General features: G+C 55.7%; 19 protein-coding genes and 1 tRNA gene. 9 read left to right on the forward strand and 11 right to left on the reverse strand.

Annotation, left to right across the window (positions count from 1 at the left end; translation table 11 throughout):
• The first annotated feature begins 36 nt into the window (after positions 1-36).
• On the forward strand, positions 37-1,950 hold the full coding sequence (locus CIP100161_RS09860; RefSeq protein WP_155874013.1) for a solute carrier family 23 protein: 1,914 nt from the start codon (positions 37-39) through the stop codon (positions 1,948-1,950).
• A gap of 95 nt (positions 1,951-2,045) precedes the next feature.
• Here the strand turns inward: CIP100161_RS09860 and CIP100161_RS09865 are convergent, their stop codons facing one another.
• Positions 2,046-3,782 carry a pyruvate dehydrogenase gene (locus CIP100161_RS09865; protein WP_155874014.1) on the reverse strand — a complete coding sequence of 579 codons (1,737 nt, stop codon included), beginning with the start codon at positions 3,780-3,782 and terminating at the stop codon, positions 2,046-2,048.
• A gap of 112 nt (positions 3,783-3,894) precedes the next feature.
• Between CIP100161_RS09865 and CIP100161_RS09870 the strand changes: the two genes are divergently transcribed.
• A complete protein-coding gene (locus CIP100161_RS09870; RefSeq protein ID WP_155874015.1) occupies positions 3,895-5,346 on the forward strand; it encodes a threonine/serine exporter family protein in 1,452 nt (483 codons plus the stop codon).
• Between the two features lie 223 nt (positions 5,347-5,569).
• Here the strand turns inward: CIP100161_RS09870 and CIP100161_RS09875 are convergent.
• A tRNA-Thr gene (locus tag CIP100161_RS09875) sits at positions 5,570-5,642 on the reverse strand.
• Between the two features lie 128 nt (positions 5,643-5,770).
• On the opposite strand from CIP100161_RS09875, the gene thrE reads away from it, so the two are divergent.
• From thrE to otsB, 5 genes are read left to right on the forward strand one after another with little or no spacing between them, the layout of a single operon-like run.
• Positions 5,771-7,315 carry a threonine/serine exporter ThrE gene (gene thrE, locus CIP100161_RS09880; protein WP_155874016.1) on the forward strand — a complete coding sequence of 515 codons (1,545 nt, stop codon included), beginning with the start codon at positions 5,771-5,773 and terminating at the stop codon, positions 7,313-7,315.
• Positions 7,316-7,375: 60 nt separating this feature from the next.
• Positions 7,376-7,720, forward strand: coding sequence for a hypothetical protein (locus CIP100161_RS09885; protein ID WP_155874017.1), 345 nt, complete (start codon positions 7,376-7,378; stop codon positions 7,718-7,720).
• Complete coding sequence (locus CIP100161_RS09890; RefSeq protein ID WP_155874018.1) at positions 7,720-9,168, forward strand: alpha,alpha-trehalose-phosphate synthase (UDP-forming); 1,449 nt, start codon at positions 7,720-7,722, stop codon at positions 9,166-9,168. Before CIP100161_RS09885 ends, CIP100161_RS09890 begins: the two co-directional genes overlap by 1 nt.
• 27 nt (positions 9,169-9,195) lie before the next feature.
• Complete coding sequence (locus CIP100161_RS09895) at positions 9,196-9,678, forward strand: META domain-containing protein (RefSeq protein ID WP_155874579.1); 483 nt, start codon at positions 9,196-9,198, stop codon at positions 9,676-9,678.
• Positions 9,668-10,426: a trehalose-phosphatase gene (gene otsB / locus CIP100161_RS09900; protein ID WP_155874019.1), complete on the forward strand. Its 759-nt coding sequence runs from the start codon at positions 9,668-9,670 to the stop codon at positions 10,424-10,426. The genes CIP100161_RS09895 and otsB overlap by 11 nt, the downstream gene beginning before the upstream one ends.
• Here otsB and CIP100161_RS09905 read toward each other — a convergent pair.
• Genes CIP100161_RS09905 through CIP100161_RS09930 form a run of 6 tightly spaced genes read right to left on the reverse strand, consistent with a single transcriptional unit; the run spans position 10,389 to position 15,717 of the window.
• The gene (locus tag CIP100161_RS09905) at positions 10,389-11,516 is read right to left on the reverse strand and encodes a LacI family DNA-binding transcriptional regulator (RefSeq protein ID WP_155874020.1); all 1,128 of its coding nucleotides are present in this window, start codon (positions 11,514-11,516) and stop codon (positions 10,389-10,391) included. The genes otsB and CIP100161_RS09905 overlap by 38 nt on opposite strands.
• Positions 11,517-11,537: 21 nt before the next feature.
• Positions 11,538-12,479, reverse strand: a complete 942-nt coding sequence (gene rlmB / locus CIP100161_RS09910; RefSeq protein ID WP_155874021.1) for a 23S rRNA (guanosine(2251)-2'-O)-methyltransferase RlmB — start codon at positions 12,477-12,479, stop codon at positions 11,538-11,540.
• A gap of 27 nt (positions 12,480-12,506) precedes the next feature.
• Positions 12,507-13,898 carry a cysteine--tRNA ligase gene (gene cysS / locus CIP100161_RS09915; RefSeq protein ID WP_155874022.1) on the reverse strand — a complete coding sequence of 464 codons (1,392 nt, stop codon included), beginning with the start codon at positions 13,896-13,898 and terminating at the stop codon, positions 12,507-12,509.
• Between the two features lie 18 nt (positions 13,899-13,916).
• Positions 13,917-14,399 (reverse strand): 2-C-methyl-D-erythritol 2,4-cyclodiphosphate synthase, encoded by a 483-nt coding sequence (ispF, locus tag CIP100161_RS09920; protein WP_155874024.1) that lies wholly within the window; start codon positions 14,397-14,399, stop codon positions 13,917-13,919.
• Positions 14,392-15,126, reverse strand: a complete 735-nt coding sequence (gene ispD / locus CIP100161_RS09925; protein WP_155874026.1) for a 2-C-methyl-D-erythritol 4-phosphate cytidylyltransferase — start codon at positions 15,124-15,126, stop codon at positions 14,392-14,394. The genes ispF and ispD overlap by 8 nt, the downstream gene beginning before the upstream one ends.
• Before the next feature lie 9 nt (positions 15,127-15,135).
• Positions 15,136-15,717 carry a CarD family transcriptional regulator gene (locus tag CIP100161_RS09930; protein WP_155874028.1) on the reverse strand — a complete coding sequence of 194 codons (582 nt, stop codon included), beginning with the start codon at positions 15,715-15,717 and terminating at the stop codon, positions 15,136-15,138.
• A gap of 255 nt (positions 15,718-15,972) precedes the next feature.
• Here CIP100161_RS09930 and CIP100161_RS09935 point away from each other — a divergent pair, with 255 nt between their 5' ends.
• A complete protein-coding gene (locus CIP100161_RS09935) occupies positions 15,973-16,554 on the forward strand; it encodes a hypothetical protein (protein WP_174775779.1) in 582 nt (193 codons plus the stop codon).
• An 83-nt stretch (positions 16,555-16,637) separates the two neighbouring features.
• Here the strand turns inward: CIP100161_RS09935 and CIP100161_RS09940 are convergent, their stop codons facing one another.
• Positions 16,638-18,101 (reverse strand): Ig-like domain-containing protein, encoded by a 1,464-nt coding sequence (locus tag CIP100161_RS09940; RefSeq protein ID WP_155874030.1) that lies wholly within the window; start codon positions 18,099-18,101, stop codon positions 16,638-16,640.
• Positions 18,102-18,457: 356 nt separating this feature from the next.
• Between CIP100161_RS09940 and radA the strand changes: the two genes are divergently transcribed.
• Entirely contained in the window at positions 18,458-19,849 is a 1,392-nt protein-coding gene (gene radA, locus CIP100161_RS09945; protein ID WP_155874032.1) for a DNA repair protein RadA, read from the forward strand.
• A 27-nt stretch (positions 19,850-19,876) separates the two neighbouring features.
• Here the strand turns inward: radA and CIP100161_RS09950 are convergent, their stop codons facing one another.
• A complete protein-coding gene (locus tag CIP100161_RS09950; protein WP_155874034.1) occupies positions 19,877-20,593 on the reverse strand; it encodes a hypothetical protein in 717 nt (238 codons plus the stop codon).
• Between the two features lie 69 nt (positions 20,594-20,662).
• A complete protein-coding gene (locus CIP100161_RS09955) occupies positions 20,663-21,292 on the reverse strand; it encodes a carbonic anhydrase (protein ID WP_155874036.1) in 630 nt (209 codons plus the stop codon).
• Between the last annotated feature and the right edge of the window lie 60 nt (positions 21,293-21,352).

Here is a 21,352-nt window from a genome sequence, read left to right on the forward strand (position 1 = left end):
AGTCTGCAACTGGTTACACATTCAAGGAGTCCCCTCTTGTCCGCAGCTCCCGTCCATCCCGTGGACGCAGTTCCCGCAGCACCCAAGCTCGTAGCTTTGGGTTTGCAGCATGTTCTTGCATTCTACGCTGGCGCTGTTATCGTCCCTCTTCTCATCGCAGCATCTCTTAATCTCGATACTGCAACTACTATCCACTTGATCAACGCAGATTTGTTGACCTGTGGCATTGCAACATTGATCCAATCGGTAGGCATTGGCAAGCACGTCGGTGTGCGCTTGCCCATCGTTCAAGGCGTGACTACCACAGCAGTAGCACCCATCATCGCTATTGGTTTAGGTGTCACTGATGGCCAAGGTGGCGTCGAATCGCTTCCTACCGTCTACGGTGCCGTCATCGTCGCTGGTTTGTTTACTTTCTTTGCCACCCCTGTCTTTGCCAAGTTCCTTCGGTTCTTCCCGCCAGTAGTTACTGGATCAGTGCTGTTGGTTATGGGTACGTCCCTTTTGGCGGTGTCGGCAAATGACTTTATTAACTACGCTGAAGCTCAGCCGGAGACCCGCGATCTTTTCTATGCTTTTGGCACGCTTGCTGTCATCATCTTGGCTCAGCGTTTCTTCCGTGGATTCTTGGGTACTCTCGCAGTGCTTATCGGATTGGTCAGCGGCACAGTTATCGCACTGCTCCTAGGCCATGCCAACTTGGACGAAGTCGGTAATGCGGCAGCGTTTGGTATTACCACCCCGTTCTACTTCGGTATGCCACAGTTCAATATCACCGCATGTTTCTCCATGATCATCGTCATGATCATCACCATGGTGGAAACCACCGGTGACGTATTTGCTACCGGCGAGATCGTGAAAAAGCGTATCCGCAAGTCTGATGTGCAGCGAGCCCTGCGCGCCGATGGTCTTTCCACCTTCTTGGGTGGTGTGATGAATTCCTTCCCCTACACGTGCTTCGCTCAAAACGTTGGCCTCGTTCGTATCACTGGTGTGAAGTCTCGCTGGGTTGCAGCTTCCGCAGCTGGATTCATGATTATCCTCGGACTTCTACCTAAAGCCGGCGCAATCGTCGCATCAATTCCATCCCCAGTTTTGGGAGCTGCGTCCCTCGCGCTGTTCGCCAACGTTGCTTGGGTTGGTTTACAGACCATCGCCAAGACCGACCTAGCAGATAGCCGTAACGCTGCGATCGTTACCACTGCTTTGGGATTAGCAATGCTGGTTACCTTCAAACCATCGGTTGCAGAAGCATTCCCAGAATGGGCACGTATCTTCGTTTCCTCTGGCATGTCCATCGGTGCTATCACCGCAATCCTGCTGAACTTGCTGTTCTTCCACGTAGGAAAGCAGTCCGGTTCTGCAGTTGCACGCAACGTTTCCGGTGACGGCATAACACTCGATGAGATCAACGCATTGAACCGCGATGAGTTCGTAGCAACTTTGCGCCCACTGTTTAACAAAGAGACGTGGCCACTGGAACAAGCATGGGAATCCCGCCCGTTCGCAGACGTCCATGAGCTGCGCGAAGCTATCCAAGTGGCAGTACTTACCGCGCCTAACGAACAACGCGAAGCACTCATCCACGACTACCCGGATACCTCAGCAGTTCTGCTGGCAACCGATGCTGAATCTCGAGCAATCAGTGCTGATCGTGGTTCGCTGGGTATCAACGAACTTGATGATGTGGAAATACAGCAGGTGTTGGAACTGTCTAAGACGTACCGTGAGCGTTTCAACATGCCATTCGTGTACTTCCTCGACACCAACGACACCGTCGCCTCCATCGTGGACGCCGGCTTGCGTCGACTAGCAAACTCCGATGTGCAAGAGCACCGAACAGCCCTCACCGAAATCGTCGAGATCGCTAACGACCGCTTCGATATTCTTCTCGCCGATGCCAACCCAGTGCGATCAGCATGGGATCGCAAATTTACTGAGGTTGAGTAAATAAAAAAGAAACCCCCTCCGTGGCTTCTCAACATGGAAAACCAACATGATTGAGAACCCGGAGGGGTTTGCTGTATCAACAGCACCAACCAGAACTAAGGCTTTGGAATATTACGCAGGTTGGACTTTGCCATATCCACCATGTGGCCCACGCCGCCACCGAAAACAGTGCGGGTAGCGGCACGAGAGAAGCCCATCAGCATATCCATCGTGATGTTCGGTGGGATAGACAGTGCATTGGGGTCGGTGATGATGTCGATAAGCACAGGGCCGTCATAGTCAAAGGCTGCCTGAAGCTGCTGACGCGCCTTTGCAGGATCGGTGATCTTGATGTGCTCGATGCCCACCGCAGCAGCAATGGCATCAAAGTCCACATGCTCGTGATCAGTTTCGTGCTCTGGCATGCCTTGCACCAGCATTTCCAACTTGACCATGCCCAGCGAGGAGTTGTTAAACACCACGGTTTTAATGGGCAGGTTGTGCAGCTTAACGGTGAGCAACTCGCCCATGAGCATGCCGAGTCCGCCATCGCCAGAGAAGGTAACCACCTGGCGTCCTGGGTTAGCAGCAGACGCACCAATGGCCTGCGGTAACGCATTAGCCATGGTGCCGTGGCGGAAGGATCCGATCATTTCGCGTTTGCCGTTAGGCGTAATGTAGCGCGCGCCCCAGACGTTGCACATGCCGGTATCGATGGTGAATACGGCATCGTCTGCAGCGATTTCGTCGATAATGTTGGCCACAAATTCTGGGTGGATTGGGGTGTGCTTTTCTACGCCTGAGGTGTAGGCCTCGATCACGTCGTTAAGCTTGCGGTGATGCTTTTTCAGCATGCGGTCAAGGAAGGATCGATCTGTTTTTTCCTCGACGTGCGGCAAGATGTTCGAGATCGTAGCGGCAACATCGCCAACCACGGGGTGGGTAATGCGGGTGCGGCGGCCGATGTGGGAGCCGTCGATGTCGATCTGCGCGACGTTCTTGCGTGGCAAGAAGTCGTTGTAGGGGAAGTCGGTGCCGAGGAGAATCAGCAGGTCGGCGTCGTTGGAAGCGTCGTGGCAAGCTCCATAGCCGAGCAGGCCGGACATGCCCACGTCGAAGGGATTGTCGTACTGGATGTACATTTTTCCGCCGAGTGCGTGGCCGATTGGTGCCTTGATCTTTTCGGCGAGTTCCAGTACCTCTTTGCGGGCGTAGCGCACGCCGGCACCGCAGAACAAGGTGACGGTTTTGGCCTCGTTGATGGCTTTGACGAGGTCAGCGGCTTCAGCTGGGTCTGGGTACATGATAGGGCGCGCGTTGGAGATACGCGAACCGGTGAAGGTGTCGTCCTCTACGTCTTGCATGGTCACGTCACCTGGGAGAACCAGCACGGATACGCCCTTGCCAGCCATGGTGGATTGGATGGCGTGGTGCAGGATTACTTCGCCCTGGAGTGCGGAGTTTGCCATCTCGCAGTAGCCGGAGCACTCAGCAAAGAGGGCTTCGGGGTGGGTCTCTTGGAAGAAGTGTGAGCCGATTTGGCGTGAGGGAATGTGGCTGGCGATGGCAAGTACTTTGGCGCCGTTGCGGTTGGCGTCGTAAAGCCCTTGGACGAGGTGGGTGTTTCCGGGGCCGCAGGAGGCTGCACAGACGGCTAGTTCGCCGGTGAGCAGGCTTTCTGCTTCTGCTGCGAAGGCTGCTGTTTCCTCATTGCGGACGTGGATCCATTCGATGTTGGAGGTCCGTACTGCATCCACGATCGGGTTGAGGCTGTCTCCGACCAAACCATAGATGCGTTTTACTCCTTGGTTTTCCAAGCTTTCTACGATTTGTTCCGCAAAATTCTTTGCCATACTCGAAACCTTTCTTATGTTGATACATCTATCATTCGCCCAATTTCCGCGGCGCCGCCACCTATCGACTCCAATCCCACACCGCCGCGTGAGTTGTGACAGAATCGACAGCATGCTCAAGCTTTTCGACGCGCCCCTCTTCCGCACCCTCAAACGAAGGCAAGAGGCGTCGACAGGCACCGCAACTATCGACGTTGCCGCAGCCCCCGCTCTCGCCCCCATCGCCCCCGTCGATCTGACCGACCGTGGGCAGGTCACCGGTGCTTTAGAGATCGCTGCGCGCATTGGTGAGATCCTCATCATTGCGGGCACAACCAACTCGGACGCTTCCCGACAAGTGGTGGCGGTCACAGAATCTTTTGGACTCTGGAATTGCCACGTGGATATGACCTCAAACCGGATTCGTTTGTTTGCAAACGTTTCCGATGATCGTCGAAATCCTGTCGCCGTAGTTCGCATCATCACCCCGGCAGCACAGAACTTCCGCAAGCTGATCCTCGTCGACCGCCTCATCCGCGACATCCACTCCGGCAAGGCCTCCCCCATCGACGCCGAAACCCGCCTCGACGCCATCGACCGCTCCAAAGACCCCATGGGACTATTCGGCTTCGTCGCCTCCTTCGCCGTCATGTCTGGTGCCGTGGCACTTCTTCTCGGCGGTGACATCCCCGTCGCCCTGATCTCCACCCTCGCCGGTGGCACCATCATGTGGATGAGCGCCAAGCTTAGCGACCTTGGCCTGCCCATCTTTTTCCAAAACACCGCCGGCGGAATCTTCGTCGCCATTTTGGCGGCCATCGCCTACAAATGGGGCCTCTTCTTCGGACTCCAGCTTCGCCCCAGCATGATCATCGCAACCTCGATCATCGTGATGGTCGCAGGCCTCACACTTGTCCAAGCCATCCAAAATGGGGTCACCGCGGCCCCTATCTCAGGCACCGCAAGGCTTTTCGACGCCATCATCATCACCGCAGGCATCGTCGCTGGCATCGCCATCGGCGCATCCCTCGCCGCTACCCTCGGATACCCCCTGCCACCTGTGGAAACATTGCCGGTACCCAACCTCGCCAGCCAAACCGTCCGTGTGATCGGCAGCACCCTCGCCTCTGCAGCTTTCGCTCGCTCCTGCTACGCCGACTGGCCATCCGTTGTCATCTCTGGAGTGACAGCAATGATGGGTTCCTCACTGTTCTACTTCGCGCTAGTCCCCACCGGCGTCAAGGACATCACAGCCACCGCTACCACTGCTGTCATCATCGGACTAGTTGGCGGTTTACTCGGTCGCCGTTATCAGATCCCCCCGCTGGTCATTTCTATCGCGGGCATTACCCCCTTGTTGCCCGGTTCTGCGATCTACCGCGGTTTATTCGGTTTGCTCAACGAGCAGATCCTCGTCGGTTTTTCCAACCTCACCTATGCGTTTGCCGCTGCTACCGCATTGTCCGCCGGTGTGGTTTTTGGTGAATGGATCGCGCGCAGGTTACGACGCCCACCGTCGCTGGCCCATTACCGCAAAGTGGCGGTGCGGATCATGCGCGCACGACGTCGAAACGTATTCCACTAGGCGGCCGCGTGGCGCATGCTGTAAATCCGCGAGCTCGAACTCGAGAACACAAAAACCCAAGGACGCGAAAAACACCCGAAATTGCCGCCCTTGGGTTTTCGTGTTCTTGAGGTCAAGGAGGCGAATCGCCAGCGCTCCCCCGCATTTTCAAACATTTTTTAGACACTTAACCAAAAAGGTCAAGTACTGAATTTCAGAAACAGTACTTGACCTTTATGTTTTGAGCTGGAGATGGGACTTGAACCCACAACCTACGCATTACAAGTGCGTTGCGCTACCAATTGCGCCACTCCAGCACGCGCGTTCTTTTCTACAAGTTCGCACTGGGGTGACAGTCTACAGGAATATGTGGCCGTCAAGCAAAGCCGCGCGAGAGTCTGTAGTGTCGTGGCTGGAAATGTGTGGGAAGTAAAGGGGCCGTATCGTGGGTCTGTTTGAGAAGCTGCGTGGTTGGTTCGCAGGTTCTGGCCGTATTGCAACGATTGATGCTGTTAAGGCTGCACCGCCGCCGTCGCCGCTGGCTCCTATTGATTTGACGGATCCTGCCCAAGTGGCGGGTGTGATGGATTTGGCGGCTCGTATTGGCGACATCTTGTTGTCGGCGGGTACGGCTAATCGTGATACGAAGGCCCAGATTCACGCGGTGACGGCTGCTTATGGTTTGTTGTATTGCCATGTGGATATCACGTTGAACACGATTACGGTGTTTACCACTATTGGGTCTGAGAAGAAGATCCCGGTGAGTGTGTTTCGTGTTGTGCGCTCGATGAATACGGATTTTTCTAAGTTGAGTGAGGTTGACCGGTTGATTCGGTCGATTCAGGCGGGTGCTACTCCCCCTGATGTGGCTGAGAAGATTTTGAATGAATTGTTTCAGACTCGGGCGAAGTATCGGTTCCGTACGGCAGTGTTTGGGTGGGGGTTTTTGGGCGCTGCGGTGTCGGTGTTGTTGGGGGGTTCGTGGCTGGTGGCGTTGGCGTCGTTCGTGGTGGCGTTGGTGATTATGGGCGGCAGTGTGTGGCTGGATCGTAATTCGTTGCCATTGTTTTTCCAGAATATTTTTGGTGGTTTCATTGCGACGTTTCCAGCGGCGTTGCTTTATAGTGCGGTGACGTCGCATGGGGTGTCTATTTCGCCGAGCCATATTGTTGCCGCTGGCATTGTGGTGATGATGGCAAATTTGACGATGGTGCAGTCGTTGCAGGATGGCATTACAGGTGCTCCGGTGACGGCGAGTGCGCGCTTTTTTGAGACGTTGCTGATTACTGGCGCGATTGTGGCTGGTGTTGGTGTGGGTATCCAGTTGGCGGCGTCGTTGGGTATTACGTTGCCACCGTTGGAGCAGGCTGCGTTGTTAGGCGGTAGTCCGTCGTGGGTGAAGGTGTTTGCTGGTGCTGCGGCGTCGGCGGCTTTTGCGGTGGGTTGTTATGCGGAATTGTCTGCGGTGGTGGTGTCTGGTTTGACTGCTGCTGCGGGTTCGTTTGTGTATTACTACTTGTTGATTCCTGCGGGTATTGGCCCTGTGGTTGCTACGGCTATTGCGGCGACGTGTATTGGTTTTGGTGGCGGTTTGTTGGCGCGTAGGTTTTTGATTCCGCCGTTGATTACTGCGGTTGCTGGTATTACGCCGATGTTGCCGGGTTTGTCGATTTATCGGGGTATGTATGCGGCGTTGAATGAGCAGACGTTGCTCGGTTTTACGAACGTTGCGATGGCATTGTCTATTTGTTGTTCGTTGGCTGCTGGTGTGGTGTTGGGCGAGTGGATTGCGCGCCGTATTCGCAGGCCACAGAGTTTCAAGCCATATACGGCTTTTCGACGTTCGCACCGTTATTCTTTCCGTCAGGCCCAGTTGGCGGCGCAGCGTCGTGCGCAGGATGAGGCTGAGGAGCGTGCGGATAGGCGGCGTCGTTTTGCTAAGGGTCGGCTGCCTATGACGAGTCCTAGTAAGCGAAAGCGCGGTTTTTAGCGTAGAATACTTGTTTTGCACTAGTAGCTACAACATCTTTATCTCCCTAAAGGAGGAGCCTTGCCCCCCAAGGTCACTGATACCCACACTAACTCTGCTGAATCTTTGCATGCTGTTGAGGCGGAAACCGCTGCCGCAGCACGCCGTATTGTCGCAGGTTACGCCACCGATTTCTTTGATGGTGTGACGTTGATGTGCATGTTGGGTGTGGAGCCGGAGGGGTTGTCATACCGCAAGGTTGCAGCAGAGTACGAGGAAGCTAACGCTCCTAAGAAGACTCGTGCGAAGAAGACGTCTAAGAAGTCGACAAAGAAGAGCACCAAGAAGTCGACAAAGAAGACGACGAAGAAGGCTGCTAAGAAGACTGCTAAGAAGAGCACCAAAAAGACCACTAAAAAGGCCTAGTGGGCATCGTGTCTGCGATCGAATCGAATGAGGGCGAGCAACTTTTCGACTTTGTCGTGGTTGCTAATCGGTTGCCTGTTGACTTAAGCACGTCTGCTGATGGGTCGCCGTGTTGGGTGGCTAGCCCTGGTGGTTTGGTCACTGCGTTAACGCCTGTTCTTGCTGGCAACCGTGGTTGTTGGGTGGGCTGGCATGGCGGCACTGGCCCCGCTCCTGATCCGTTTCGTACTGACACGAACATTTGGGTGCATCCGGTTGCGTTGAGCGATCATGATTTTGAGGGCTTTTACGAGGGCTTTTCTAATGCCACCTTGTGGCCGTTGTACCACGATTTGATTGTATCGCCGGTGTATAACCGCGATTGGTGGACGGCCTACCGTGAGGTGAATTTGAAGTTTGCTTCGGCGGTTGCTGAGGTTGCCGCCGAGGGCGCTGTGGTGTGGGTTCAGGATTATCAGTTGCAACTAGTTCCTGGTATTTTGCGCCAGATTCGTCCTGATCTTACGATCGGCTTTTTCTTACATATTCCGTTCCCGCATTCGGATTTGTTCCGCCAGTTGCCGTGGCGCGAGGAGATCGTCCGTGGTTTGTTAGGAGCGGATTTGGTTGGTTTCCATCTGACATCCAGCGCGAATAATTTCTTGGACTTGGCTGCGGCTCTTGGCCTAGAAGCTCAGGGGCGCGCGGAGGTCCGTGAGGTGAGCGCGACGGTGACGGCTGGCGACGGCCACGTGGTCAGCGTGGCAGCGTATCCGATTTCTATTGATGTGGAGCCTTTGATTGCTACACATAGTAATCGTGATGAGATCCGTGCTGAGTTTGGCTACCCAGAGACGCTGATTTTGGGTGTGGATCGTCTCGATTACACGAAGGGCATTTTGCAGCGTCTGTTGGCTTTTGAGGAGCTGCTCGAAAGCGGTGCTGTTGATCCGAATACCACTGTGTTTGCGCAGGTGGCTACTCCTTCGCGGGAGCGAATTGAGCATTATAAGCAGGCTCGTTCTGAGGTTGAAGAGGCCGTGGGGCGTATCAATGGACGTTTTGGTTCTATTGGTCGTTCTGTGGTGCATTATCACCATCGTCATATGGATCGCAGTGAGTTAAATAAACTGTATCGTGCTGCGGACATTATGCTGGTCACGCCGTTTAAAGACGGTATGAATCTGGTGGCCAAGGAGTATGTGTCTTGCCATGGTGATGGTTCAGGTGCAATGGTTCTTAGCGAGTTTACTGGTGCCGCCGTGGAGCTTGAGCAGGCATTTTTGTGTAATCCTTTTGATTTGGAGTCGATCAAGCGCCAGATTGCTGGTGCGGTGACAACGCTAAAGAATCATCCGGAAGCTGCACGGGATCGTATGTTGGCTATGCACCAGCAGGTGGTTGACCATGATGTAAATGTGTGGGCCTCGGCGTTTTTGCGTGATCTTAGTAGCGCGCATACGTCGTAAAGCGTCCTTCTAGTCTCGCGAGGAGTGATGGTGTTGCGTCGATTAGTAGTTGTTGCCTGCATGGGTGTGCTTCTTGCGGGGTGTGGTACGCAGCCCACTCAGGTGACGAATTCGCGGTGGCAAGTGACCGCGGTGCATACCACGCCGGAGTATCCGAGTTTTGTGCCTGATGACATCGCCGGCACTGTATATATGAGTTTTGGTCGCGGTTCGGTAGCTGGTTATACCGGTTGTGCGCGCTTCCAGGGCGCGGCACAATTTAGTGATGATCAGGGCGCGGAGGCAGCCCCGGAGGCCGCAAGTAGGGTCACGATGACAAAGCTGCGCTTCCAGCCTATCGACGACTCCTGCGAGGGGCATCACCGTTATCTTCACGATGCGATGGTGTCAATCATTGCGGATTCGGCCCTTGATATTCACCATGGTTCCAGCCAGCAGATGGTATTGACCCGTGAGGTGGATCAGGTGGATAAACCGTCGATTAGCTTGGTGTCCAACCATGTGGACTAGTAATCAGCAGAAGGCGTTGGATCATCTAGCTACTGCCCCCTCGTTGTTGGTGGTGTCTGATTTTGATGGCACTCTTGCGGGCTTTAGCCACGATGCCATGCAGGTGCCGGTTAATCATGTTGCTATGGCGGCGCTGCAACAGCTCACGAGCCTGCCACGCACCCGGGTGGCATTGCTGTCGGGGCGCGATGTCCAGGGGCTGATTCAGGTTTCTGGTGCTGCTGCCCCGATGATTGTGGCGGGTTCGCATGGTGCGGAGTCGACGGAAGGCGGGCTGGTTCTCAACGAGGCTCAGCAGACGGCGCTGAGCACGGTGACCACTGCGTTGGAGAAGATTGCGGCGTCAGTACCGGGTGCGTTTGTGGAGCTTAAGCCTTATCATCGAGTGCTTCATGTAATTCGAGTTGCGGACAAGCAGCAGGCACGTACTGCGCTTGATCGCGCTCTTGCGCTGGAGATCCCCGGGGCGAAGCTCGCTGAGGGTAAGTGGATTGCTGAGGCCTCGGTGGTGGACTTTACTAAGGGCACGTGGATTACGTCCGCCCAAGAGCAGTATCGTCCATCCGCAACGCTGTTTTTGGGCGACGACACTACAGATGAAAACGGTTTTGCAGCGTTAGGATCCCAAGACGTGGGCATCAAAGTAGGTGCTGGGGATACCTGTGCCACGGTACGCCTTGAGTCCATCGACCGTGTGGGACAGTTTTTGTCTAGCCTCGCCGCTGCGCGTTCGGTGGCACAACAGTAGCCCCTGGGTGGAACGAAGTCGCCAGGATCTCGCGGTGTAGTTGCCCACGGGAGATCACGTTGTGGTTCTTTTGCGCTTCTTCGATCATCGAATACAGCAAGGTTCCGGCGCGTTCGCCTTTGATTTTGTTCGGCTGGAGCACCGTGGTCAGTTCGCGGTTAAGTGCTGGGGTAATACCGTCGAATCCGGTCACCGAGAGGTCCTCTGGCACCCGCAGCCCTAGTTCTTTGGCGTATTCCAGCACGCCGAAGGCCATGGTGTCGGTGGTGCACAAGATGGCAGTCACGTCAGGGTGGGTGGCGAGCAGTTCGCGGGCCGCGTCGATGTTGTTGGCGGGGTCGTTGATGTGGCGTTCGATGATCGGTACAGCGCCGGCGGGGATGCCGGCGGCATCGAATACTTCGAGTGCGCCTTGGACGCGAGCTCGTTGCACATGGTGGTGGGCGTGCTCTAGGCGTTCGAGTGAGACAGGGCCGTTGTTAGGCTCGGAGTCGAGGCGAATACACAGGATGCCAATGTTGCGGTGGCCGGCGTCGACAAGCGCTTGGGCTGCGGGAGCGATGGCTGCGTGGTCGTCGATACCGACGAAGGACATGCGGTGATCGTCGGCAGGCTGGTCGCATACCACGGCGGGTAGTCCCCTAGCATGCACGGCTTCGAGGAAGGGGTCACCCTTGGCCACTGAGTAGACCACAAATCCGTCGACAACAGCGGAGTTGACCAGCTGTTTTGCTGCGGTTGGGTCGAGGGAGTCGGGGCCCACAGGCACGAGCGTCATGGAGGTTTGGGAGCCCGCCGATGCCTCGGCCATTCCCGCAAGGAAGTCGACCGAGGCGAGGTCTTCAAACGCGTAGGTGAGGTGGTCGGTAAACAACACGCCGACGCTTCCTACCCGGCGCGTGCGTAGCGAGCGTGCTGTGGGGTCGGGGCCTAGGTATCCCAAGCGTTCCGCCGTGGCGAGGATTTGTTCGCGCAGTTCTGCGGACAGTTGCTGCGGATGGTTGTAAGCGTTGGACACCGTGGTGCGTGATACGCCTAGTTCCGCTGCGAGTGCCGCAAGGCTGGGACGCTGGGTATTTCGGGAAGCCATAGGCACCACCATACAGTTGCGTTACTTCAGGCGACGCTGGCGGGCGAATTCGCTGAGCACTACGCCTGCTGCTACAGAGGCGTTGAGGGATTCAACCCACCCGGCCATCGGGATGGACATGAGGGAGTCGCAGTTGTCGCGCACGAGGCGAGAGATGCCTTTGCCTTCGGAGCCGACGACGATCACAACTGGGCCGCTGCCGTCGTAGTGGTCCAAGGTGGCGTCGCCACCGGCGTCGAGGCCGACGACCTGGTAGCCGTTTTGTTGGAATTCTTGGACGGCGCGGGTGATGTTGGTGGCCTTAGCTACGGGCAGGCGCGCTGCGGTGCCTGCTGAGGTACGCCATGCTACTGCGGTCACCGATGCGGAGCGACGCTCTGGGATGACCACGCCGTGGCCGCCGAATGCTGCTACGGAGCGGATAACGGCACCGAGGTTGCGGGGGTCGGTGATGTTGTCGAGGACCACGACCATGCCGTCTTCACCGGTGGAGTTGATGCGACCGATGAGGTCAAACACGGTGGTGTACTTGTATGGCGGAATTTGTAGGCCGATGCCTTGGTGCATGCCGTTGCCGGTCATGAGGTCCATCTCGTGGCGGGGTACCTCGATCATGGGGATACCACGGGAGTGGGCGATCTGAACGGCTTCGCTTAGGCGGTTGTCGTTTTTGGTTCCTTCTACGATGTAGAGCGAGGTTGCTGGCACCTTAGCGTGCAGGCATTCGACGACGGGGTTGCGGCCCACGACCAGTTCGGAGGTTTCCTCCTTGATATGGCGGCCTTGGTCGCGACGCTTGCGTTCCATCTTCTTTTTGTATGCTGCGTGGTACTCGCGGTCCTCGGCTTTAGGGGTTGGGCCTTTGCCTTTGAGTCCGCGGCGGCGTACTGCGCCGGAGCCTTTTGTTGCGCCCTTTTTGTTGGTTTTGCGTAAACCTGGGCGGTTGGTGTGATTACCAGCCATGGTTGTTCTCTCAGTTCGTGTAGTCGTTTAGTTGTTCAGTGCCCATGTTGGGCCATCAGGTGTATCTGTGACGGTGATGCCTGCGGCGTGGAGGCGGTCGCGGACTTCATCCGCGGTAGCCCAGTCTTTGGCAGCGCGCGCCTGTGTGCGACGCTGTAGTTCGGCTTGTACCAATATGTTGAGTGCGGCATTTTCGGAAGAATCGGAGGCTGCAGAGTCTAGCCACTTTTCGTCCAATGGATCAACACCTAGCACGGCGGCCATAGCGCGCACGCTTGCAGCGATTTCGCGGGCCTTATCGACGTCTCCTGCAGCGAGTGCGGAGTTGCCATGGCGGACTTGGGTGTGGATTTCTGCCAAGGCACGTGGCACAGCAAGGTCATCGTTCATGGCCTCTTCGAATTCCATGGTCCACTGCCCTGCTTCTACGTCGGCAACCTTGGACAAGAATGCTTCGATGCGACGATAGCCAGCGGCGGCTTCCAGCAGTGCACCTTCGGAGTATTCCAGCATGGAGCGGTAGTGTGCGGAACCCAAGTAGTAGCGCAGCTCGACTGGGCGGACTTTGTCCAAGATGTTTGGTACGGATAAGACGTTGCCCAAGGACTTACTCATCTTCTCGCCACTCATGGTGACCCAGTGGTTGTGCATCCAGTAGTTGGCAAAACCATCGCCTGCGGCATGGGATTGGGCGATCTCGTTCTCGTGATGAGGGAACTGAAGATCAAGGCCACCGCAGTGAATATCGAATTCGCCACCGAGGTACCACGTGGCCATCGCGGAGCACTCTAAGTGCCAGCCTGGACGACCATCGCCCCACGGGGTCGGCCACGAGGGTTCCCCTGGTTTTGCGGCCTTCCACAGCGCGAAGTCGTGGGCACCGCGTTTTCCGGTGATCTCGGTTTCGCCTTGTTCCATTTCTTCTACTCGGTTGCCCGACAAGCTGCCATAGTCCGAGCCTTCAGCAGCGGTCCATGCTGCTACGTCAAAGTACACGGAGCCTTCGGCGGCGTAAGCAAAGCCATTATCGATCAGGCGTTGCATGTACTCCACCATCTGAGTGACGTGACCGGTAGCGCGGGGTTCTACCGACGGTGGCAGCACACCAAGCTGGTTATAGGCCCAGGTGAATTCACGTTCGTAGGTGGATACCCATTCCCACCATGGGCGACCATTTTCGGCTGCTTTGGTAAGGATTTTGTCGTCGATATCGGTGACGTTGCGAACGAATGCGACATCGAGGCCTTGGGCAATCAGCCAGCGGCGCAGAATGTCAAAAGCAACCCCTGAGCGCACGTGCCCAATGTGGGGTTGTGCCTGCGGGGTTGCTCCACACAGGTAGATCGAAGCATGGCCGGGACGAATCGGCTCAAAATCTCGAAGCGAACGTGTTCCTGTGTCAAAGATGCGTAAAGTCACGCAGGTTAGTCTAGCAGGCTACTTCCACACCACAGCCGTGGCGACGGCCGCCCTACCCTCACTGCGACCAGTAAAGCCAAGATGGTCCGTTGTTGTTGCCGATACGGATACCGGCGCACCGAGAATCTGGCTCATCACGCGCTCTGCTTCTTCGCGGCGTGGCCCCATTTTGGGAGATTGCCCCACCAACTGAACGGCACCGTTTCCGATGGTAAATCCATGTGATTCCAACAGCTCGCGGCACTCGGTGAGCAACTGAGTACCCGACACGCCATCGTATTCCTTACGGCCAACACCCACGAAGGAGCCTAGGTCACCAAGGTTGGCAGCAGACAAGAGGGCGTCGACAAGTGCGTGTGCTACCACGTCACCATCGCTGTGGCCTTCGCAACCATCCGCGTTGGGGAACAACAGACATGCAATCCAACAGGGTTTTCCGGCCTCGATCTGGTGTGCGTCGGTAGCAATGCCCACGCGCGGGATGATGGGGGTATTAGTCACTGGGTACCTCAAAAATCGTTGGTTCTGCTTGGTCAGTCACGGCCTTGGCCAGCGCATAATCAAGCGGAGTGGTCACCTTAAAAGCCATGGGGTCGCCATCAACGCACAGCACTGGCGTGCCGAACCACTCCATCAAGCTGGCGTCGTCGGTCGCCTCAAAATCAGGTTGTTGCTGCTGATAGGCAATATTGGCTGCCCGCAGCGCCGCAATATCAAATCCTTGTGGAGTCTGCACTGCACGAAGATCTCTTCGCGGAGGAGTACCTAGGACGGTATTCTCGTGGACTTTCTTGATGGTATCGGCAACAGGAACAACTGGAATAACAGCCTTGTTACCGTCGAGTACCGCGCGCGCAACTCGGGCAATCATGCCAGGTGGGGTGAGCGCCCGGGCAGAATCGTGGATCAACACCACCGCATCGGTGTCGGCGATAGTCTGCAAGCCGCACCACACGGAGTCGGCGCGCTCAGCACCACCATGGACAAGACGCACAGGGATGTCGGCGCTAAAAAGCCCCCAACGCGACAACAGCGCGGCAGCATAATCCTGCATTTGGGGGCTGATAATCACGATGACCTCGTCAACTACGGCAGAGGTAATCATCGCACGCACAGAGCGCACCACCAGTGGAATGTCCCGCAATGGGACGTAGGCCTTGGGCAGATCCGCACCCAGCCGAGTCCCTTTACCCGCTGCCGCCACGAGGGCTACAACTCTGCGCGACATGGTGTGGGATTAGTCTTCGTCGTCGAAGTTGAGATCATCGAGGTCGATGTCGCCCAGTGGCTCCACCTTGTTTTCCTCAACGCCCTTGTTTTCGGCGCGGTGACGCTCGATGGTGGCATCAACCTGAGCAAGGATCTCTTCGGTCTGCTTCTCGTCCTTGTTCTCCGCAAGAGCTAGCTCGCCGACGAGCACCTGACGCGCCTTGGCCAGCATGCGCTTCTCACCTGCAGACAATCCCTTGCCCTGATCACGACGCCACAGGTCGCGGACGACCTCGGCAACCTTATTCACGTCGCCGGAAGCCAAACGCTCTTGGTTTGCTTTGAAACGGCGGGACCAGTTACCAGCCTCTTCCACATCGGTTTCCCGCAAGAAACCGAACACCTTTTGCAGGCCGTCGTCATCAACAACATCGCGGACGCCAACGAGCTCGGCGTTCTTGGAAGGCACACGCACGACCAAGTCGGACTGGTTAATCTGAAGAACCAGATACTCCAAGGTCTCACCGCCCATCTCGCGGTGCTCGATTGCCTCGATTACTGCGGCACCGTGATGTGGATAAACGACGGTATCGCCGACCTTGAATTCCATCTAAACTCCTTGCGCATTCGTGTAACTGTGGCATTCTACCACGTAAGTCCAATCGCCTTGAGCATTGGCCACAGGGGTTGCCTGCGGTTTTCGTTACACCACAGCAGACATCAACCGCACCTTAAAAGTTCCAATCCTCCTAAAGTTTCCCCCCTTTTGGCTCCCCGATTAAGCCAGCAACTGTGTGAACTGCACCGCAGCCTACTAAGGTAAGGAAAGAAAATTTAGCCCTTAATCGACTAACAGTCTCACCTTATGGAGGACGTACACGTGAAGTCCCTGAAGTCCGCCGCTCGCCGTGGCGCAATGATCTCTGTTGCAGCAGCTTCTGCGCTTGCTCTCGCATCGTGCAGCGCTGGCCAGATCACCCAGACCTCCCATCAGGTAGCGGCTGTCGACGGCTCTGAGGTCGATAACGCCAACGGCACCATCGCGCTGCGCGACGTGACCATCAGCCTCACCGAACAGGGCCAGGCAGGCGTGAAGTTCACCGCCATCAACCAAGACAACAGCAACAAAGAGCACGTCTTGAAGAGCATTACTGTCGACGGCACCAAGGCGACCATCGACGGCGACACCAAGCTCGCTAGCGACTGCTCCATCGTCGGCGGAATCAAGGCTGAGATATCTAAACTCACCGAGCCAAAGTCCGGTTGCATCGCCCACGTGATCACTTCCGTTGAAAACAAGGGCTTGGCAGTTGGCGGCAGCAAAAACGTTGTCTTCTCCTTCGACTCCGGCGACATTGCTCTGGATGCCACCATCGCGGCTCCAGTTCTCGAGTCCGGCCAGAACGACCGTCAAGTTGGCGGCGAGCACGCTAACCACAGCCACTAATTCATAGAAAATCCGTCGCCACGCTTGGATTAATTCCAGCATGGCGACGGATTTTCTATAGCTACTATGACAACGATTGCATTTTAGCGAAGGCGAAACAGCAAAAATGCGCCGCCAACCATAATGGCGAGTGCCGCCAAGTTAATCAGGATGGCCGCAACAGGCTGACCACCCAACGCATCGCCTTGCATTTGGCGAATCTCATGCCGGTCATTCATAGCTACCGAGTCATCCTCGGTATCGTGATGGTGGTGATCGGCACCAGCGATGAGCTCACGAGACTTAGGGGCTTCTGTGGGCTTATGCACCCCAGGTATTACCGCAGCAGTTCCGGTAGCCGAGCCCACCCCTGAAGCAGGCTGAATGTTCGTCGACGACGCCTCTTGAGCAACAGACCCACTAGCAGCCACAGAAGTAGGCGCTACTGAAGACTCTGATGTTTGCAAGGCTTCCGAATTCTGCTTATCACGGTTTTTATCCTGTGAAGGAAACAGCATTTCGATGATGCTACGCGGCCTCTCAATGACACGGCCCGCGTCGCGTGGTACATCTCGAACAGCTTCTTGTTCACGTGCAAGAACGGCAGGAGCTTCAGAATCCAGTGGTTTTGGCTCTCGCACAGGCTCAAGCTTTTGAGCAGGAAACGGCTTTGACTCCGGCCGAGCCTTCAGCGGCTGCGCAGCAGGTTGCTTCGAACGCAGAATCACCTCAGACGGGGTTTCAGGACGATAGAAATCGTCGATAGACGCGTCTTCTGAATACTCCCATGCCTCGTCATGCACTGGAAGTGGTAAGACATCATCAAACTCGGTGCCCTCGATGCCGGGGTCGCCGTCTTCGACAAAATCGTTCCACGGCTCAGCGCCGATGGGGTTACCCGTCCAATCCAGCACGCCTTCGGCGTTGGGATCCTCAGGCTCATCGTCAGACTTTTCTTTGGACTTATCGGCCGAATCAACAAGCGGTTCTAATTCACTAGACTGAGTAGATTTTACCTTGAGTTTATGCACACCAAACTCACCCAGATCAATGGTGATGTACCCGTGGTCGCGCTTTGCCACATAGTTCAACAGTGCTGGGATCGTAATGACACCTCGGCCAGTAACTGAGTGCGCAGCCAAGTAATCATTAAAGGTCACGGTCAGTTTGTTGTTGGCATCAATGTCAGCGCGAGCAACCACTGGGGCCCCAGAACCATTGTTAATGTCAAAATGGGTAAGACTGCCAAAGACCAAAGTGCTGGGAAGCTGGTAAACAAAATAATCCCCAGGCTTAACCACGCGGTTGGTGCTCCAATCGATCTGAACACCTAGTTCTTCGTTACTGCGCAGTTCTGCGTCTGGGGAAAGTGGAGTAAAACCTTGCCCTTGCCGCTTGAGTAACGCTACCCCCGTAATGGCATTATGCAGACGATGGTCATGATGCTCTTCTCGCACAACGGCTAGCGGCTGTGACACATCCTGAGCTAAAACTAAGGGTTGAGGAATTAAGGCCAGACAGCCCGCTACACATGCAGCAGCCCCCCGCGCAACCTTTTGCTTTGCCATAATTCCCTTCTAACAGGCTGAGCCGTTAGCTTTAAGCCCCTGCAACCCCTCAAAAAGCACTTCAGGCTTTTCTCAGTATTTTTTAATGGACTCTGCAACACTAGCGAACATTTCCCAACTTTGCCAACTTATTTTGCAGCCCCTTTGCTACATTTCACATGCGCTAAGCGACAAATATATAAGCTAACAAACATAATAAATGGCTAAAACAGTTTATGCCAATCTAAATGTCCTTAATTCTTCAATAAAAATACCCCCACACGGAGCACATCTCCCCCCCACATCAACACACCATCGGAATACATTCGAACACTTCGCCACACTGGAATGTCATAGGCATAGTTTATGGTGTTCCCATGGCTAAAAAAGCACGTAGCTCGCATATATGCTCCGAATGTGGATATACCTCACCGAAATGGTTGGGGCGCTGCCCAGACTGTGGCGCATGGGGATCTTTCCAAGAGCACCAAGTGACAACGAGCTCTGCAGCGCCGAGTGTGAGCGCCAAACCTATTGGGCTTACCCCCACTAGCCCCGCTCAGTCGATTACACGTATCGACGCCACTCGTTCCAGCACGCAATCCACCGGAATTGGGGAGCTTGACCGTGTACTAGGTTCCGGCATCGTCCCAGGCTCTGTCGTTTTACTCGCTGGTGAGCCAGGCGTGGGCAAATCCACCCTGCTGCTTGAGGTTGCCAGCAAATGGGCTCAGCAGAAGCAAGGCTCAGGCAACCGCACGGCACTGTATATCACTGCTGAAGAGTCTGCCGGCCAAGTTCGTATGCGAGCTGAGCGCACAGGAGCATTGCAAGATTCCTTATATTTAGCGGCAGAATCCAATCTCGACATCGTGTTTGGCCATGTAGAACAGATCAAACCAAGTTTGCTTATCATCGACTCCGTTCAAACTATGCAGGCAAGTGGCGTCGAAGGCGTAGCAGGCGGCGTGGCACAATCACGTGCCGTTACAGCGGCAATCACCAGCCTTGCCAAAACCACGGGAATCCCCTGCCTTTTGGTAGGGCACGTGACTAAGGACGGCAACGTGGCAGGCCCACGCGTACTGGAGCACCTCGTCGATGTTGTTCTTAACTTTGAAGGTGACCGCCACTCCAGTTTGCGAATGCTCCGCGGCATCAAAAACCGTTTTGGCGCCACCGATGAGGTCGGCTGCTTTGAGCAGCATTCTGATGGCATACGCGAAGTTCCAGACCCCTCTGGGCTTTTCCTCTCTCATCATGGCAGCACACCAGATGGAACAGCAGTAACCGTGGCAATGGATGGTGTTCGCCCTATCGTCGCGGAAGTCCAAGCCCTTGTGGTTCCCACGGAGGCGAAAAATCCTCGACGCGCTGTCACAGGCCTTGATCCCACGCGTGTTCCCATGGTTTTGGCGGTACTGGCCGCACGCGCTGGTAAGCGCACTCACAGCAGCGAGGTTTACGTTGCCACTGTTGGCGGTATGAAGGTCGGAGAACCTGCCACCGACCTTGCTATTGCGCTTGCCACGGCCAGTGCCCTTAATAAGAAAGCTATCGCAGAAAAAACTGTGGTTCTTGGCGAGGTAGGTCTAGCCGGTGAGATTCGTCGAGTGCCTAATATCCAGCGCCGGCTCATGGAAGCCCAACGGCTGGGCTATAAGCGCGCTATTATTCCCGTGTCTGACCTCAGTGAGACAAAGGTTGCCGGAATTAAGGTGATACAAGTAAGCGACATCCGAGAAGCTCTGGATGTCGCTGTGGGATAGCAGGCCTGGGCCTGCGATCAGCCGAGGTTAGCTTGCGATATTAAAGGTGTAAGCGGGTGAAGGCTTAGAACCTACCACTGCGTGGAGGAAGTATCCGCCGGCCTCCACGTTAGGTCGGTTTTGACACTGCTTGGGTGCGCTCTTCGTGCGTGCCCACACAGCCTCGTAGCTGAGTGTTTCACCTGGTTTGATAGTCACTTTACCTTTATCCATGGGCTGGTTGCAGTCAATGTCAGACCAAATGCGTTGGTTAGTGGCTAGACCGTATACCTCGAAGCGGATTACGTTTTCGTCGAGGTCGATCACACAATCAGCCTTGGTAGGGTTTTTCACCGTCATATAGAAGGTGGGTTTTGCGCCCTTGACGTAATTGGGATTGTTGGTGCTCGCGGTCACTTCTAGGTCGTCGAGCGTGCAGGAGGTTTTCTCCGAGGCTTTAGCACTTTTGCTTGCCGACGGCTCCTGCGAGGCGCTTTCAGAGGCAGACTCGCTTGCGGAAGAACTCGACGTCGATTGTGACGATGCAGCAGAGGAAGACTTTTCCCCAGTCACCGAAGCTGCTGTGGTATCAACCACCGGTGCGGTTTCATGCTGTGCCTGATCCGATTTGTTGCCAAGCGCAGACAACAACCAGATCACTAGGAACACGACTACTAGTAGTGCCACCACCGCCGCGGCGCGGCGACGTTTGTAGTAGACCTCGGGGAGCCTACCAGTGTGCTGATTCTCATTACGTCGATCCACGTCTTTCAGCCTAAAGGTTTCCGGACGCAGATTGCGCCAAGGCAGGGGGTGTGTCTTGTTCCTAAGTGATTAAAAACCGCAGGTTTTGATGGTTTCTACAGCACCATCGGACAACCGGTAGCGCGCTGCGATCAGTGCGGTCTGGCCATTTTCTACAGCCTCGGTGATTGCAGGTGAGGTCTGCATGATGCGATCCACCATCGCTGCGGCGTGGTGGCGCTCAAAATCATCGGGAGTGTCATGGCCCTCGAACTTTGCTTCCAAGATGGAAGGGGTGATCTGCTCGACAAGGGTGCGCTGGTGGCCGGTTGGTACTTCCGCGCCGTCGAGCACAGCAACCGTTGCGGCAACCGCACCGCAGGATTCGTGTCCTAGAACAACTACGACTTCCACGCCTAGGCCAAGGACCGCGAACTCGATGGAGGCAAGAACACCCGAATCAATAACTTCGCCTGCGGTACGTACCACGAAGATGTCACCGAATCCGGAGTCGAATAGCAGCTCTGCGGGTACACGGGAGTCGCCACAGGTAAATACGCAGGCGCGAGGAGCTTGGCCTTTGGTCAGTTCTTCTCGTCGGGCGGCATCTTGGTTGGGACGCAATGGTTCTCCGCGAACAAAACGACCATTTGCTTCGAGTAGGGTTTCCCACACACCTCGGGGATCTCGATCAAACTCTGCAGTTTCAAGCTTTGCCATAGATCACATTCTTGCACCGAATTGGCAAACATGCTTGTTTTTTATCCAATTGTCATGCAA

The organism is Corynebacterium rouxii, assembly GCF_902702935.1.
GTDB classification, from domain to species: Bacteria; Actinomycetota; Actinomycetes; order Mycobacteriales; family Mycobacteriaceae; genus Corynebacterium; species Corynebacterium rouxii.

What these genes read in the sequence shown, in the direction of transcription:
- CIP100161_RS09955 (WP_155874036.1), bottom strand. Translation starts at nt 21,292, where the DNA reads ATGGCAAAGCTTGAAACTGCAGAGTTTGATCGAGATCCCCGAGGTGTG.
- CIP100161_RS09895 (WP_155874579.1), top strand. Translation starts at nt 9,196, where the DNA reads ATGGTGTTGCGTCGATTAGTAGTTGTTGCCTGCATGGGTGTGCTTCTT.
- radA (WP_155874032.1), top strand. Translation starts at nt 18,458, where the DNA reads ATGGCTAAAAAAGCACGTAGCTCGCATATATGCTCCGAATGTGGATAT.
- CIP100161_RS09865 (WP_155874014.1), bottom strand. Translation starts at nt 3,782, where the DNA reads ATGGCAAAGAATTTTGCGGAACAAATCGTAGAAAGCTTGGAAAACCAA.
- rlmB (WP_155874021.1), bottom strand. Translation starts at nt 12,479, where the DNA reads ATGGCTGGTAATCACACCAACCGCCCAGGTTTACGCAAAACCAACAAA.
- CIP100161_RS09905 (WP_155874020.1), bottom strand. Translation starts at nt 11,516, where the DNA reads ATGGCTTCCCGAAATACCCAGCGTCCCAGCCTTGCGGCACTCGCAGCG.
- CIP100161_RS09930 (WP_155874028.1), bottom strand. Translation starts at nt 15,717, where the DNA reads ATGGAATTCAAGGTCGGCGATACCGTCGTTTATCCACATCACGGTGCC.
- ispD (WP_155874026.1), bottom strand. Translation starts at nt 15,126, where the DNA reads ATGTCGCGCAGAGTTGTAGCCCTCGTGGCGGCAGCGGGTAAAGGGACT.
- CIP100161_RS09940 (WP_155874030.1), bottom strand. Translation starts at nt 18,101, where the DNA reads ATGGCAAAGCAAAAGGTTGCGCGGGGGGCTGCTGCATGTGTAGCGGGC.
- otsB (WP_155874019.1), top strand. Translation starts at nt 9,668, where the DNA reads ATGTGGACTAGTAATCAGCAGAAGGCGTTGGATCATCTAGCTACTGCC.
- CIP100161_RS09870 (WP_155874015.1), top strand. Translation starts at nt 3,895, where the DNA reads ATGCTCAAGCTTTTCGACGCGCCCCTCTTCCGCACCCTCAAACGAAGG.
- CIP100161_RS09935 (WP_174775779.1), top strand. Translation starts at nt 15,973, where the DNA reads ATGGAGGACGTACACGTGAAGTCCCTGAAGTCCGCCGCTCGCCGTGGC.